This window comes from Pseudarthrobacter sp. IC2-21 (genome assembly GCF_034048115.1).
In the GTDB taxonomy this organism is placed as follows: domain Bacteria; phylum Actinomycetota; class Actinomycetes; order Actinomycetales; family Micrococcaceae; genus Arthrobacter; species Arthrobacter naphthalenicus.
Genome location: NZ_CP139145.1, coordinates 2,802,392 through 2,816,451 on the forward strand (window position 1 = coordinate 2,802,392; position 14,060 = coordinate 2,816,451).

Annotated in this window: 14 protein-coding genes; 4 read left to right on the forward strand and 10 right to left on the reverse strand. The window is 67.3% G+C overall.

The annotated features are described in order from the left end of the window. Positions 1-4: 4 nt before the first annotated feature. Complete coding sequence (locus tag SBP01_RS12855) at positions 5-421, reverse strand: MGMT family protein (protein WP_275212412.1); 417 nt, start codon at positions 419-421, stop codon at positions 5-7. Between the two features lie 63 nt (positions 422-484). Between SBP01_RS12855 and SBP01_RS12860 the strand changes: the two genes are divergently transcribed. The 4 genes from SBP01_RS12860 to SBP01_RS12875 all read left to right on the forward strand — a co-directional run bounded on the left by SBP01_RS12860 (position 485) and on the right by SBP01_RS12875 (position 3,964). Continuing rightward, entirely contained in the window at positions 485-1,195 is a 711-nt protein-coding gene (locus tag SBP01_RS12860) for a 3'-5' exonuclease (protein WP_320536024.1), read from the forward strand. Positions 1,196-1,501: 306 nt separating this feature from the next. Further along, positions 1,502-2,452: an ABC transporter substrate-binding protein gene (locus SBP01_RS12865; protein ID WP_275212410.1), complete on the forward strand. Its 951-nt coding sequence runs from the start codon at positions 1,502-1,504 to the stop codon at positions 2,450-2,452. Positions 2,453-2,534: 82 nt separating this feature from the next. Next, positions 2,535-3,230, forward strand: a complete 696-nt coding sequence (locus SBP01_RS12870; protein ID WP_414004301.1) for an amino acid ABC transporter permease — start codon at positions 2,535-2,537, stop codon at positions 3,228-3,230. Continuing rightward, positions 3,227-3,964, forward strand: coding sequence for an amino acid ABC transporter ATP-binding protein (locus tag SBP01_RS12875; protein ID WP_275212408.1), 738 nt, complete (start codon positions 3,227-3,229; stop codon positions 3,962-3,964). Before SBP01_RS12870 ends, SBP01_RS12875 begins: the two co-directional genes overlap by 4 nt. 116 nt (positions 3,965-4,080) lie before the next feature. Here SBP01_RS12875 and hemL read toward each other — a convergent pair whose 3' ends face one another. The 9 genes from hemL to SBP01_RS12920 all read right to left on the reverse strand — a co-directional run bounded on the left by hemL (position 4,081) and on the right by SBP01_RS12920 (position 14,057). After that, on the reverse strand, positions 4,081-5,400 hold the full coding sequence (hemL, locus tag SBP01_RS12880) for a glutamate-1-semialdehyde 2,1-aminomutase (protein WP_275212407.1): 1,320 nt from the start codon (positions 5,398-5,400) through the stop codon (positions 4,081-4,083). A 99-nt stretch (positions 5,401-5,499) separates the two neighbouring features. Then, positions 5,500-6,615, reverse strand: coding sequence for an LLM class flavin-dependent oxidoreductase (locus SBP01_RS12885; protein WP_320536025.1), 1,116 nt, complete (start codon positions 6,613-6,615; stop codon positions 5,500-5,502). A 42-nt stretch (positions 6,616-6,657) separates the two neighbouring features. Then, complete coding sequence (hemB, locus tag SBP01_RS12890; RefSeq protein WP_320536026.1) at positions 6,658-7,638, reverse strand: porphobilinogen synthase; 981 nt, start codon at positions 7,636-7,638, stop codon at positions 6,658-6,660. Further along, positions 7,635-8,522: a uroporphyrinogen-III synthase gene (locus tag SBP01_RS12895; RefSeq protein WP_320536027.1), complete on the reverse strand. Its 888-nt coding sequence runs from the start codon at positions 8,520-8,522 to the stop codon at positions 7,635-7,637. Before SBP01_RS12895 ends, hemB begins: the two co-directional genes overlap by 4 nt. After that, positions 8,509-9,492, reverse strand: a complete 984-nt coding sequence (gene hemC / locus SBP01_RS12900; protein ID WP_320536028.1) for a hydroxymethylbilane synthase — start codon at positions 9,490-9,492, stop codon at positions 8,509-8,511. Before hemC ends, SBP01_RS12895 begins: the two co-directional genes overlap by 14 nt. Continuing rightward, positions 9,489-10,754 (reverse strand): ferrochelatase, encoded by a 1,266-nt coding sequence (locus tag SBP01_RS12905; RefSeq protein WP_320536029.1) that lies wholly within the window; start codon positions 10,752-10,754, stop codon positions 9,489-9,491. Before SBP01_RS12905 ends, hemC begins: the two co-directional genes overlap by 4 nt. Continuing rightward, the gene (gene hemQ / locus SBP01_RS12910; protein WP_320536030.1) at positions 10,751-11,452 is read right to left on the reverse strand and encodes a hydrogen peroxide-dependent heme synthase; all 702 of its coding nucleotides are present in this window, start codon (positions 11,450-11,452) and stop codon (positions 10,751-10,753) included. The genes SBP01_RS12905 and hemQ overlap by 4 nt, the downstream gene beginning before the upstream one ends. Positions 11,453-11,541: 89 nt before the next feature. Further along, complete coding sequence (locus SBP01_RS12915) at positions 11,542-11,853, reverse strand: hypothetical protein (protein WP_275212400.1); 312 nt, start codon at positions 11,851-11,853, stop codon at positions 11,542-11,544. A 749-nt stretch (positions 11,854-12,602) separates the two neighbouring features. Next, on the reverse strand, positions 12,603-14,057 hold the full coding sequence (locus tag SBP01_RS12920; protein ID WP_320536031.1) for a protoporphyrinogen/coproporphyrinogen oxidase: 1,455 nt from the start codon (positions 14,055-14,057) through the stop codon (positions 12,603-12,605). Positions 14,058-14,060: the final 3 nt, after the last annotated feature.

The window sequence follows — 14,060 nt, forward strand, 5'->3', positions numbered from 1 at the left end:
AGGGTCACACAGACATTCCATCATCAGCCACTGACAATCTGTGCAGCCGCCGCTCCAGGTGCTCCGCAATCGCATCAATCCGGTCGAACTCGTCCTCCCGCGGCGCCCAGCGTGCAGCCGTCAGGTCAACCCGCCAGCGGCCCTCGCCGGTGCGAAGATAGTCATCGGGGCGGCCCAGGAGCGGCGTCCCCTCGAGCAGGTAGTGGCGGAGAGCTTCAGCTTCGTGGCCAGCCGGACCATGCCCGCTGGACTTAAGGATCCGCCACCACGGGACGGAGCTGCCGTAGTGGCTCATAACGCGGCCAACCTGGCGGGGCCCCCCGGATCCCAGCAATTCCGCCACATCCCCGTACGCGAGTGCGGTCCCGGGCGGCACAAGCTCAACCAAGGCCAGCACCGCCTCGACGTACTCAATCCGCATGGATCCAGACTAGCTGCAGTGGCGCTGACCGATCCTGTCAGTGCCGGCCGGTAGCGTTGAAGCATGACCACCTGGAACACCCTTCCCCGCGCCGCCTTCGACCTTGAAACCACTGGACGGAATTCGCGTGCCGCGCGCATTGTCACAGCTTCCGTGACTGTGGTGGACCATCAGGGGGACGTAATCAAGGAACACGAATGGCTTGCGGATCCGGGCGTTGAGATTCCCGCTGAAGCGAGCGAGGTCCATGGTGTTACCACCGAGCAGGCCCGCAGTGAGGGGCGAGCTGCCCACGAAGTCACAGCCGAGCTGGCCACCGTTCTGCAGGAACTGTTCGACGCCGGAATCCCCGTCATAGCCTTCAATGCCAGCTACGACTTTACGGTCCTGGCAGCGGAATCGGCCCGCTACGGCGTCCGCCAGCTCACCCGGTTTCCCGTTCTGGACCCCTACATCATGAATAAGCAGGTTGACCGTTACCGCAAGGGCAAACGCACGCTGACGGCTCTGTGCGAGGAGTACGGCATCAACCTGGACAACGCCCACACTTCGGCAGCGGACGCCCTTGCCACGCTCAGGATGCTGGACGCGATGACCGTTAAATTCCCCAAGCTGAAGATGCCGGCCAGCCAGCTGCACGAACTGCAGAAGGACTGGGCCGTGAGCCAGGCGGCAGACTTTCAGAACTATCTGCGCAAGACCAAACCCACTGCTGTCATCGAAGGGGAATGGCCTGTGCTTCCTCCGGAAGATGCCAGCCGGGGTGACTTCTAGCGAGAGCTAACTCACGTTCCGACGGAAACGGCAGGGCGGGGACCGCGCCCCCGGGCAATTCGGTCCGTGCGGCCACGTCCGTTCAAGTGAAGGACAGGCGCTGTCCTGCGCTGCGTAATATTCGATGAAACGCGAAGATTCACTCGATTTGTGCGGTGGAACCGGCAGAAAGCCGGGAATGAGATAATTATCTTCTGCGGTATTCCCGTCCCGGCCGATCGGCGTCCTGGGAGCAAGGCTCCCGACGTCCCTGTGCAGCCTCTTCGGCCCGGTTGAACTTATGACTCAGATGAAAGTGACTTCCTCATGAAGACTAAAGCCATGAAGTGGCTGGCCAGCGTTCCGGTAGCGGTGGCCCTGGCCGTCTCCCTGGCCGCCTGCGGGTCCGGCACTGCCCAGCCCAGCGGTACCCCCACGGACGCCCTGGCAGGCAGCGACCAGCAGACGCTGGACAAGTACACCACCGCCGATGTCACCCCGATCGACAAGATCGACAAGACCAAACTCGGCCTCATCACCGACGGCACCCTCCGCGTTGGCACCCTCTCCGACGCGCCGCCGAATATTTTCATTGACCCCTCGGGCAAGTTCACCGGCTACGACAACGAGCTCCTGCGGGCGATCGGCGACAAGCTGGGCCTCAAGGTGGAGTTTGCGTCCACCGATTTCTCCGCGCTCCTGTCCCAGGTCAAGAACAAGCAGTTCGACGTCGGATCCTCCTCCATCTCCACCACGGACAAGCGCCGCGAGACCGTTGGCTTCACCAACGGCTACGACTTCGGCTACATGGCCGTGGTGACCAAGAGCGACGCCAAGGTCAAGGGCTTCGCCGACCTGAAGGAAGGCGTCCGCATTGGCGTTGTCCAGGGCACGGTGCAGGACGATTACGTCACCAACACCCTCAAGCTTGAGCCGGTCCGTTTCCCGGATTACAACACCGTGTACGCCAACGTGAAGAGCGGCCAGGTGGACGCCTGGGTCGCGCCCTCGCAGCAGGCCACCGGCCAGGTCAAGGAGGGCGACAACACCAAGATCGCCGAAAAGGTCGTTAACACGCAGAACTTCACCGCCTATGCGGTCAACAAGGACAACCAGCCGCTGATCGATGCCCTTAATGCAGGCCTCGACGCCGTGATCGCTGACGGCACATGGACCAAGCTCACGGCCCAGTGGTACACGGACCGCCCGACGGCTGCCGAGCAGACCCCACAGGGCTGGAAGCCGGGCAGCAAGGCCGTCCAGGTTCCCGCCAAGTAAGCCGGCGCATTCCGTGGATATCTTCAAACTGCTCTCTGATACCTTCCTGGACTGGAAGGCGATCGGCGAAGTCCTGCCCAAGATGTTCGCCGTCGGGCTGCCGAACACGCTCGTTCTGGCTGTCACCTCGGGCGTCATCGGGACGGCACTTGGCATGCTGCTTGCCCTCATGGGGATCTCCCGGAATGCGGCCGCCCGCTGGATTGCGCGCATCTACACCGATGTGCTGCGCGGGTTGCCCCCCATCCTCACCATCCTCGTGATCGGGCTTGGCTTCGGACCGATTTTCCGTCAGATCACCGGATCCAGCAGCCCGTATCCGATGGCCATCGCGGCCTTGTCCCTGATGTCGGCCGCTTACATCGGCGAGATCTTTCGCTCCGGAATCCAGAGTGTCGATAAGGGGCAGCTCGAGGCCACCCGCGCCCTGGGCTTCGGCTACGGGCCGGCCATGCGCCTGGTTGTGGTGCCCCAGGGTGTCCGGCGGGTCCTGCCGGCGCTTGTCAACCAGTTCATTGCCCTGATCAAGGAATCCTCCCTGGTCTTCATGCTCGGCCTCTTGGCGACGGAACGCGAAATCTTCCAGATCGGCAAGGATGCGGCATCCAACAGCGGCAACCTGTCGCCCTACGTGGCAGCTGCCGTTTTCTATCTGGTGCTCACTGTCCCGTTGACACACTTCGTGAACTGGATTGACCGCCGGCTGCGCTCAGGGCGGCCGGAGAAAAAAGAACCGGACGAGGTAGCTGCCGTCGTCGGAAAGGGAGCCCAGGCATGAGCGAGTTCGTTTCCGGAACTTTAACGGCACAGAACATCCATCTGGCTTTCGGGTCAAACCAGGTCCTGCGAGGCATCGACCTGCACGTCGAGAAAGGCACGACGGCTTCGGTCATCGGCCCTTCCGGCTCAGGCAAATCCACGCTCCTGCGCGTTATGAACCGGCTCATCGAGCCCGATCAGGGTGACATCCTGCTGGACGGGCGTTCGGTGCTCAAGGACAACCCGGACGAACTGCGGCGGCGGATCGGCATGGTCTTCCAGCAGTTCAACCTCTTTCCCCACAAGACCGTGGTGGAGAACGTCTCGCTGGCGCTGTGGAAGCTGCGCGGAATGTCCAAGGACAAGGCAAGGGAAGAAGCGCTCGGCCAGTTGGACCTGGTGGGCCTCAAGCACAAGGCGGATGTGCGTCCGGCCAACCTTTCCGGCGGCCAGATGCAGCGTGTCGCCATCGCCCGTGCACTGGCCATGAAGCCTGAAGTGATGTTCTTTGACGAGGCCACTTCGGCGCTGGACCCTGAGCTGGTCAAGGGCGTCCTGGCGCTCATGACCGATCTCGCCAAGGGGGGCATGACCATGGTGGTGGTGACCCACGAGATGGGCTTCTCCCGCAACGTCTCAGATACCGTGACGTTCATGGATGCCGGCGTGGTGGTTGAGTCAGGTCCGCCGGAACAGCTGTTCACGGATCCGCGGACGGACCGACTGAAGGGCTTCCTCTCGGACGTCCTCTAGCCGGCCCCAACGGCAAATCCCCGCCTGCCGGACAATTCCCCTTCGCATGAAGGGGGGATTCGTCCGGGAGGCGGGGATTTTCGGCTTAACCCCGGAAACAGGGCCCGACGGCGGCGCTAGGCCTGTGCGGCTGCGGCGGCTTTCGCGGCGGCCGGCAGCGCGTCGAAGATCCGGTTCATGGCGGCGTCGTCGTGGGCGGCGGACAGGAACCAGGCCTCGAAGACGGACGGCGGCAGGTAGACCCCGGAGTCCAGCATGGAGTGGAAGAACGGCGCGTAGCGGAAGGTCTCCTGGGCCTGGGCATCCGCGTAGTTGTGGACGCCGTTGGCGGACGTGCCAAACGCCACCGAGAAGAGGTTTCCGGCGAACTGGATGGAGTGGTCCACTCCCTCACTGTCGAGGGCGGAGGACAGGGCCGAGGACAGTTCCAGCGAGCGGACGTCCACAAACGAGTACACGTCATGGGTGGCGTGGGTCAGGGTGGCCACGCCGGCTGCCATGGCAACCGGGTTTCCCGAGAGTGTGCCCGCCTGGTAGACGGGGCCCAGCGGCGCCAGGTAGTCCATCACGTCGGCACGTCCGGCAAGGGCCGCCGCCGGCATTCCACCGCCGATGACCTTGCCGAAGGTGAGCAGGTCCGGGGTCCAGGGTTCGGCAGCGTCCGGAGCGCCGCCGGTCAGGCCCCAGTATCCGGAGTAGCCGGTGCGGAAACCGGTCAGGACCTCGTCCACAATCAGGAGGGCACCGTGTTCGCGGGTGATGCGGGACAGGCCCAGGTTGAAGCCCTCCCCCGGGGTGACAACGCCCATGTTGGCGGGAGCGGCCTCGGTGATGACGGCGGCGATGCTGGGTCCGTGTGCGGCGAACGCAGCCTCCACCGCGGCGAGGTCGTTGTAGGGCAGTACCAGCGTTTCGGCGGCGGTGGCTTCGGTAACGCCGGCCGAGCCCGGCAGGGCCAGGGTGGCCACACCGGAGCCGGCTGCAGCCAGCAGGCCGTCGAGGTGGCCGTGGTAGCAGCCGGCAAACTTAATGATGAGGTTCCGGCCGGTAAAGCCACGGGCCAGCCGGACGGCCGTCATGGTGGCTTCGGTGCCGGTGGAGACCATCCGGACGCGTTCGGCCGCCGGCACGCGTTCCTGGACGAGGGCGGCCAGGTTGGCCTCGTCCGGGGTCGAGGCGCCGAACGATAGACCCCGGTCCACGGCCGCATGGACCGCTTCAAGGACAGCAGGGTGGGCATGGCCCAGAAGCGCCGGGCCCCAGGAGCAGACCAGGTCCACGTACTCGGTGCCGTCGGCGTCCGTGAGGTACGGCCCCTTGGCAGAGACCATGAACCGCGGTGTCCCGCCCACCGAGCCGAAAGCCCGGACGGGCGAATTGACGCCTCCGGGCATCAGGGTCTGGGCACGGGCAAAGAGGGCATCGGAACGAGTCATATCCCTATTCTCCCATCCCCGTCAGGGTGGCCGGAGCCCACGCCACGCGCGGGCTCCGGCATCAGGTCCGGCTTTGGCTTCGACCTCGGAACCAAAGCCTCAGCTGCCGGCCAGCATGTCCGCGAGCCTGTCTGCGACGAGAGGCGCAACCTTGGAGCCGAACAGTTCGATCGAACGCATCATCTGCTCGTGGGGCAGCGTGCCGCTGCTGTATTTCATCTCAAAGCGGTCCGCACCCAGCGTGCCCTTGAGCCGGACCACTTTCGCCGCCACCGTCTCGGGTGACCCGATGAACAGAGCGCCGTCCTCATCGGCCGCCGCTTCGAATTCGCCACGCCCGGCCGGGCCCCAGCCGCGCTCGGCTCCGAGCTTGTTCCGCACGGCGAGCCAGTGCGGGTAGTACTCCTCGAGGGCCTGCTCGTCGGTGTCGGCCACGTAGCCGGGAGAATGGACGGACAGTGCCTGCGGTTCCTTGCCGAGCTCGGCGAGGGTCCGCCGGTACAGGTCGGCGTAGGGGCGGAACCGCTCCGGTTCGCCGCCGATGATGGCAAGGACCATGGGGTAGCCGTAGGACGCCGTGCGGACCACGGACTGGGGCGAGCCGCCCACACCGATCCACGTGGGCAGCAGGCGGCCTTCGACGTGCGGGTAGACCATCTGGCCGCGGAGGCCGGCCCGGGTACGGCCGTCCCAGTTCACCGGCTTCTGGGAGCGTACGAGGTCATAGAGCTCCAGCTTTTCCTCGAACAGCATGTCGTAATCGGCAAGATCCTGGCCGAAGAGCGGGAAGGACTCCGTGAAGGAGCCGCGGCCCAGGATCACTTCGGCGCGGCCGTTGGACAGGGCGTCGAGCGTGGCGAAGCGCTGGAAAACGCGGATGGGATCGTCCGAGCTCAGGACCGTCACCGCACTGCCGAGCCGGATGTTTTCGGTGGCTGTGGCGATGGCTGCCAGCACCACGTCCGGCGCGCTGACGGCGAAGTCTTTGCGGTGGTGCTCCCCCACGCCAAAGGAGTGGAGGCCGACGGCCTCGGCTACTTTGGCCTGTTCCACCACCTGCCGCAGCACCCGGGCATGGTGCTTGGGGACACCCTCGGCGTCCAGGTCCACGTCGCCGAACGTGCTGACGCCCAACAGCATCGTGTCTGCCGCTACGGGAGCGGTGGGGTTTGCGGGCAAGGGAACAGTTTCGGAAGCTGCGCTATTTTCATGCATACGCATTCAAACCTCGCATGCTCCGAAAACATTCCCGTCCGGTCAGGATTCCTTGAGCCAGCCCGCAAGCTCGGCGGCCCAGTAGGTCAGGACGGTGTTGGCGCCGGCGCGCTTAATGCTCAGGACGGACTCCACAATCGCACCCCGGCGGTCGATCCAGCCATTCGCTGCCGCGGCCTCGATCATGGCGTACTCGCCCGAAACCTGGTAAGCGGAGACCGGCACCGGGCTCATGGCGGCAACGTCGGCCAGGATGTCCAGGTAGCTCATGGCCGGCTTGACCATGACCATGTCGGCGCCCTCTTCAAGGTCGAGTTCCACCTCAAGGATGGCTTCCCGGCGGTTGGCGGAGTCCATCTGGTAGGTCCGCCGATCGCCTGTGAGCTGCGAGTCCACGGCCTCCCGGAAGGGGCCGTAGAAGGGCGAGGCGTACTTGGCCGCATAAGCCAGGATGACGGTATTTTTGTGTCCTGCGTCTTCAAGGGCCTGGCGGATGACGGCCACCTGGCCGTCCATCATGCCTGAGGGGCCCACAACGTGCGCCCCTGCCTCGGCCTGGGCAACGCCCATCCGGCCATAAATTTCCAGAGTGGCATCGTTGTCCACGTAGCCCTCGGCGTCCAATACTCCGCAGTGGCCGTGATCAGTGAATTCGTCCAAACAGAGATCACTCATGATCACCAGGTCATCGCCTACCTCGGCCCGGATGTCGCGGATGCCCTTGTTGAGGACTCCGTCCGGATCCAGCGATGCGGTGCCGCGGGCATCGCGCACGGCCGGAACGCCGAAGAGCATGATGCCCCCGATGCCGAGTTCCACAGCCTGGGCGGCCGCCCGTTTAAGTGACTCGGTGGTGTGCTGGACCACCCCGGGCATGGACGTGATGGGGCTGGGTTCGCTGAGGCCCTCGCGGATGAAGGCCGGCAGGATCAGGTCCGCCGGGGCCAGCCGGTGCTCGGCGGTGAGCCGGCGCATGGCCGGAGTGGTGCGGAGACGGCGCGGGCGGTGGTTCGGAAAGCTCATCTGGTGTTCCCTTCGTTAGCGAATACAGCGCCCAGGGCGGCGGCAATCCCGTCCGGGGTAGGTACTTTGGCGGTGGCAGCCACGGGGATGCCACGTGCGGCGGCCTCTGCCGCCGTCGGACGCCCAATGGCGATGAAACGGCACCTGCCCAGCGGCAGCAGGGTCGCGGCGATGCGGCGCGCTGCGCTGGGTGAGGCCGCCACCACTGCGTCGATGGTGCCGGCGTCGAGTTCCCGCCTCGCCTGCGGCGGACTGAGCTCCTGCGGTGCTGCGCGGGTGGAACGGCCGACGGCGGGGGGCAGGTCGGCTGCCAGCCGCAGTTCCGCACGGGCCGGGTAATCCACGGTGTGGTAAGCGATGACGGAGGTCACGTCGGCGCCTGCGGCGGCGAGGCCCTCGCGCAGTCCCGGCGCGGCGATGTCCGCCTGCGGCAGCAGCACACGTTCCCGTTTTGCGGTCCAGAGCGCCACCAGCCCTTCGGCGGACTGGTTATCCTCCGGGGCAAGTGCCACGGGAATGCCCAGGGCTTCGAGGGCCTGCCTGGAGGACGGCCCGATGGTGGCCACCCGTGTACCGGCGGGTATCAGGGCGGCCGGGGTGCTCCCCCGCTGAGCCGCCTTTTCCGTGATCATGCGCAGCGTGGTGATGCTGCTGATGACAAGCCAGTCATAGGCTCCGGCCACCAGGTCATCAAGGGCCGCGTTGAGCGCCGCCTGGTCCGTGGCCCGCTCGAAATCGATGAGCGGCAGGACCAGGGGCTCGGCCCCCAGGCTGCTGAGCAGCGAGGCGAGCGGCCGGGCGCGGTCGGCGCTCCGGGTGATCAGGACACGCCGGCCAACCAACGAGCCGGCCAGCGCGCCGGCGGGACCGTCAGGAAGCGGCAAGGTCCGCGATCTCCGCGGCACCGGCAGCGAGCAGGAGCTCGGCCACCTCGATGCCGAGCAGCGTGGCACCGACCTCGGTCAGGCCGTCCGTCGCCTTCTTTTCGCGGACGATTTTCGTCCCGTCCACGGCGCACACTGCCGCCTCGAGGTACAGCATGCTGCCTTTGCGGGAGGCGAAGGCGCCCACTGGAGCGGCGCAGCCCGCTTCGAGCCGCGCCAGCACTGCCCGTTCGGCGGTCACGGCGAGGCGGGTGTCCTCATCATTGAGCGCGGCCAGGGCCTGGGCGAGGACGCCCTGGGAGCCTTGGGTGGAACCGGCCGTGCGCGGGGCGTCGGCTGTCCTGCATTCAATGGCCAACGAACCCTGCCCGGGCGCGGGCAGCATCACGTCCGTCTCGAAGAATTCGCTGACGGTGTCCAGGCGGCCGATGCGTTCCAGCCCGGCGGCTGCCAGCACAACGGCGTCAAGATCGCCCGGCGCGGTTTCGGCATTGCCGGGCAGCCCGGGAACCCGGCCCAGGCGCGTGTCCACGTTGCCGCGGATATCCAGCACATCAAGGTCCGGGCGGGCGGCACGGAGCTGGGCTGCGCGGCGCGGCGAGCCGGTGCCCACCTTGGCCCCCTGCGGCAGATCGGCCAGTTTCAGGCCATCGCGCGCACACAGCACGTCCCGGACATCCACCCGCCTGGGCGTCGCCGCGATGGTCAGGCCAAGTGCGGCGCCAGTCGGTAGGTCCTTGAGCGAGTGCACGGCAACATCGCAGGATTCCTGCAGCAGCGCATCGCGCAGGGCCGCGACAAACACTCCGGTGCCGCCCATCTGGGACAGGGATCCGGTTTTGACATCGCCCTCGGTGGTGATGTGGACCAGCTCCACCGGGAAGCCGCCGACGGCCGCCAGCTGGTCAGCTGTCTGCCGGGTCTGGGTCAGGGCGAGTTTGCTGGCCCTGGTTCCGATCCGAACGGTCACAGCGTGCCTTCTCCCCCGGCGGTGCCGGCGACGCCTGCCGGGTACTCGTCATGCCCGATACCCACGGTGGTGTCAGCTCCGGCAATGGTCGGCTTTTCGCCGCGGAAGTTGGCACAACAGCCGGGCCGGCAGACGTCGTACCAGGGCCCCAGGGCCGTCATGGCAGGGCGGTCGCTGATGTTGTTGGTCCGCGTCCGTTCGGAAATCAGGTCCACCAGGCCGTTCACGAACTTCCGGTGGGTACCGGGCGTCGGAACGCGTGTTGCAGCGAGTCCGAGGTTGCGGCAGGTTTCCATGGCTTCGGTGTCCAGGTCCCACACCACCTCCATATGGTCGCTGACGAAGCCCAGCGGGACGATGACGACGCCCTTGATGCCCTGGCCCGCGAGCTCTTCAATGGCATCGTTGATGTCGGGTTCCAGCCACGGCACGTGCGGCGCGCCGGAACGGGACTGGTACACGAGGGACCACGGCGCAGTCAGGCCGGACTCGGCCTTGACCCTGTCGATGACCGCCGCGCCTGTCGCCAGGTGCTGGGCCACGTAGGCCGAGCCTTCCGCAAACTCCCGCGGCTCAGCCTCGGACCGTCCGGCTGCTTCAGCATCACGGGTCGGGATGGAGTGCGTCGCAAAGAGAATGTGCACGGGGGCGTCCGGGGTGCCGGCAGCCGCCAGCTGGGCGCGGACGTCCGCAAGCCCTGCAGCGGTTCCTTCAATGAAGGGTTCCACAAAGCCGGGGTGGTCGAAGTACTGGCGTACCTTGTCCACTTCCAACCGGCCATCCAACCCGGTCTCCGTCAGGGCGACGCCGATGTCCTCGCGGTACTGGCGGCAGCTGGAGTAACAGGAGTAGGCACTCGTGGTGACCATGAGCAGTTTGCGGTGGCCGGCGTCGTACGCGTCCTGCAGGGTCTGCGGAAGGTACGGGTCCCAGTTGCGGTTGCCCCACAGCACCGGAAGGCTGATGCCCCGCGCCGCGAGCTCGCCTTCGAGGGCAGCCTTCAGCCGGCGGTTCTGCTCGTTGATGGGGCTGATGCCGCCATTGGCCCGGTAATGATGGGACACCTCTTCAAGGCGCTCATCCGGGATGCCGCGGCCCCTGGTGACGTTGCGGAGGAAGGGAAGGACGTCCTCCTGGCCCTCTGGTCCGCCGAAGGACGCCAGGAGGACTGCGTCATATTCCTTGGGCGCCATCCGGCCGGCTTCGGTGACCGCGTTGACGGTGGTCACGGCAGGACCCGGCTGGGGATCGGCGGCGGTCATGCCAGAACCTCTGCGACCTCGGCCGAGGTGATGCGGCGGCCGGTGTAGAACGGGATTTCCTCGCGCACATGGTTGCGTGCCTCAGTGGAACGCAAATGGCGCATCAGGTCAACGAGGTCAACCAGCTCCGGAGCCTCGAGGCCCAGGATCCACTCCCAGTCGCCCAGCGCGAAGGATGAAACAGTGTTGGAGATGACCTGCGGGAAGTCCCGGCCCAGCAGGCCGTGGTCGCGGAGCATCTTGCCGCGTTCCGCCTCCGGGAGGATGTACCACTCGTAGGAGCGCACAAACGGGTAGACGCACAGCCATTCCGCCGGCGCAACGCCGCGGGAGTAGGCCGGGGTGTGGTTCTTGGCGAATTCCGCCTCACGGTGCACCCCCATGGCCGACCAGACGATCTCGGTGCCGGCGAAAAGCTTGCTGCGGCGGATGTCGCGGATGGCCTTCTGGAGGTCTTCGGGCTTGGGTCCGTGGAGCCACACCATGATGTCGGCGTCGGCGCGCATTGCCGAGACGTCGTAGCTGCCGCGGTGGGTCACCCCGGCTTCCGCCAGGCGGGCGAGCAGCGCGTCGAAGTCGCTGGCAGCATCAGCGCTGCGCACGAGCTGCTCTGAGCGTTTGAAAACCGTCCAGAGGGTGAAGAACTGCTCGGCTGATTCTTCGGTTTTAGTGACAGATTCGGCAGAAGTGTGGCTCATGCTTACCAGTTTGCCCGTTAGTTACCCCCAAGTCGAAACGGGCGAGTTCTACAGGACGTAGAAGTGCTCAATTTCACACCGGCCGCGGCTCAAAACTTGCGGATCCTGGCAAGCAGGAGGCCGGCCGCCCCGGCCGACCCCACCAGGCCGACGCCCAGCCAGACCTTGGTGGTCTCCGCCGCAGGCCCGGCGGCCGTCATGTCATGCCGGGCCGCGGGTGCCCCGGCACGATTCGGGTAGCCGGAGGCCACCGTGGAACCAGTGCCATGGGCGCCGGCTGAGGTCTGGACCGTTGCGGGTTCAGCGCCATCGTCGGCGTCGGACTGCCGGAGGCCGTGGCCCTCCGGTCCAGGCTGCGCCGTTCCCCGCGCCCCTGGACCGGCGGGGGTGCCGGCGCCCATTCCCTTGAGTACTCCGTGGGCCGCAGACTCGTTTCGCGGATTCCCGGACGTTGAAGATGGGGCCGACGGCGCCCCGTCAGCCCCTGCGGAAGCAGCCCCTGGGGAAGCAGCGCCTGTGGACGGGGCGCCTGAGGACGGGGCGCCTGGTGCGGGAACGGCTGGTGGAACAGCCGGCGGCGAGGTGGGAGACGTGGGCGACGTCGGCCCGGGAGCCCCAGGAGTGGGAGCCGGGGGTTGGGTGGCCGGGTCCGATGGCCGGGCCGGGTCGGCGGGTGCGGGGCGGGCGGGTGCCGTGGGTGCCGGGCCGGCGGGTGCCGTGGGGATGGGGGCGGGTGCCGGGCTGGGGACCGGGCTCGGGGAAACCGGTGGTCCGGATGGCGACGGGCGGTCGTGGGAACGGCCTGCCGGACCGCCCCGGAGGTCCTTCAGCACACCGCCGAGCACCGACTCGTCTTTCGGCCCCTTGGCCTGGGCGGATTTGCCCGGCGAACTCTGGCCGTCGGCAACGGCGCCGTCAGCCGCCTGCGAGGCCGGAATGCCGCCGGAAAACACCAGTATCGCTCCGAGGGCAGCTCCCGCCGCGCCACGTCGAAGTCCCCCATGGATACCGGTCCTGGAACTGGAAAGCTGAGACCTGTAAATCACCATAGGTATCGACCCTAGTCACCGGATCGGACGGAGCGGAAACCCATATTCTGGCCCTCGGTGCGCTATCTCCGGGCCGGCAATCCGCTGAGCAGGAGCGATGGTCAGCCAGCCAGCACGCGGACTTCTTTGCGTGTGTCGAACACAACAGCGGCGAGTCCGTTACCGGCAACCCAGCCTCCGACAATGCCCAGCCCCTCTTCCGCCGAGCAGATACTGCGGATCTCGGCCACCCGCGCCTTGTGGCCAACGGCCGCGAAGGGCAGGGCTCCCTGCCAGCTCACCACGTCCCAGCCAACCACGTCCTTGTCCTGCACGGGCACATCCAGAAGAGCGGAGGCATCCCGCAGCGCGGTAGCCAGGAGATCCCGGTCTGTGGCCGGCGCGGCAGCATCCAGCGTGGCGTCTGCCGGGGCAGTGCCGTCGCCGGCACGCTCCAGCCGCCCGTACGAGAGCCGAAGCACGTGGGTACCGGGTCCGGCCGCAGCGGCCAGCCAGTCCCACTTCGCGGTGGCGTGGGTCAGTGCCTTGGCCTCGATGCCGGGGGTCTGCGGTGCTACCAGGACGCCCGTGCCGCGCGGCCTGCGGTCGAGTTCGGGCAGGTCCACCACCAGCGTCACAAGGCGGACGTCGGGCCCGTGCTCCGGGCTCCTGCCTGCCAGGGCCGGGACCGCCGCCTGAAGCAGCCCGACGGCGTCGGGGCCCGGAAGCGCCACCACCAGCAGGCCGCCGTCGTACGCTTCCTCACCGGCGGTGACGCGCCAGCCGCCTGCTGTCCGCGCCACTGCAGCGGCAGGGTGGCCGCTGAGCAGGGTAACGCCACGCTGCTGGAGGTCGCTCAGCAGCGCCGTGACCAGGGTGTGCATTCCGTATTCGAGACCGGCGACGGCGGAACCTGCCTTCGCCGCGGAAGGTCCGCCGGCATTGCGGCGCTGGGCAGCCACCGCGGCTGCCAGGGAACCGTGGGCCTTGATCCCGGCGCGCAGTCCCGGCGCCACCATGTCCACATCGAGGAGCCCCGGATCCGCCGAGTGCACGCCCCCCACCACGGGGGCAACGAGCCGCTCCAGCACACGGCGGCCCATCCGTGCCCGTACCAGGGCCGAAACGCTGGTGACCTCCGCGGCGGCACCGAACCTGGCCGGCAGGTACTTGTCCAGGGACGCCCGCAGGGAGCCCGCCAGGCCAAGGGAACGCCGGACCTCCGGGTCCCACGGGTTGGCGGGAATGCCCAGGACCCCGGTCTTGGGCAGTTCGCGGGGGCCGTCGGGAAGCTGCACCCATGCGCCGCCGGGGCGCGGCGCAACAATCCGGCCGGCAAGCCCAAGCTCAGCGGCGAGGTCAGCCACCGCGGTGGAGCGGGTGGCGAACGATTCCGCGCCGCTGTCCAGGGTCAGGCCAGCCACCACGTGGCTGCCCACGCAGCCACCCCAGGTGTCTGCCGCTTCCAGGACCGTCACGGCGTGGCCTGCAGCGGCCAACTCCCGCGCGGCCAACAGGCCGGAGACTCCGCCGCCCAGGACGATGGCGGTCCTGGCGGGCGTCAAGGAGCTGCCCACCTG

Bases quoted from the DNA above. Each gene is read 5' to 3' on its own strand.
- SBP01_RS12885 (WP_320536025.1), bottom strand. From the start codon at position 6,615: ATGCATGAAAATAGCGCAGCTTCCGAAACTGTTCCCTTGCCCGCAAAC.
- hemB (WP_320536026.1), bottom strand. From the start codon at position 7,638: ATGAGCTTTCCGAACCACCGCCCGCGCCGTCTCCGCACCACTCCGGCC.
- SBP01_RS12915 (WP_275212400.1), bottom strand. From the start codon at position 11,853: ATGGGCGCCGGCACCCCCGCCGGTCCAGGGGCGCGGGGAACGGCGCAG.
- SBP01_RS12855 (WP_275212412.1), bottom strand. From the start codon at position 421: ATGCGGATTGAGTACGTCGAGGCGGTGCTGGCCTTGGTTGAGCTTGTG.
- SBP01_RS12870 (WP_414004301.1), top strand. From the start codon at position 2,535: ATGTTCGCCGTCGGGCTGCCGAACACGCTCGTTCTGGCTGTCACCTCG.
- hemL (WP_275212407.1), bottom strand. From the start codon at position 5,400: ATGACTCGTTCCGATGCCCTCTTTGCCCGTGCCCAGACCCTGATGCCC.
- SBP01_RS12905 (WP_320536029.1), bottom strand. From the start codon at position 10,754: ATGACCGCCGCCGATCCCCAGCCGGGTCCTGCCGTGACCACCGTCAAC.
- SBP01_RS12875 (WP_275212408.1), top strand. From the start codon at position 3,227: ATGAGCGAGTTCGTTTCCGGAACTTTAACGGCACAGAACATCCATCTG.
- SBP01_RS12865 (WP_275212410.1), top strand. From the start codon at position 1,502: ATGAAGACTAAAGCCATGAAGTGGCTGGCCAGCGTTCCGGTAGCGGTG.
- SBP01_RS12860 (WP_320536024.1), top strand. From the start codon at position 485: ATGACCACCTGGAACACCCTTCCCCGCGCCGCCTTCGACCTTGAAACC.
- hemQ (WP_320536030.1), bottom strand. From the start codon at position 11,452: ATGAGCCACACTTCTGCCGAATCTGTCACTAAAACCGAAGAATCAGCC.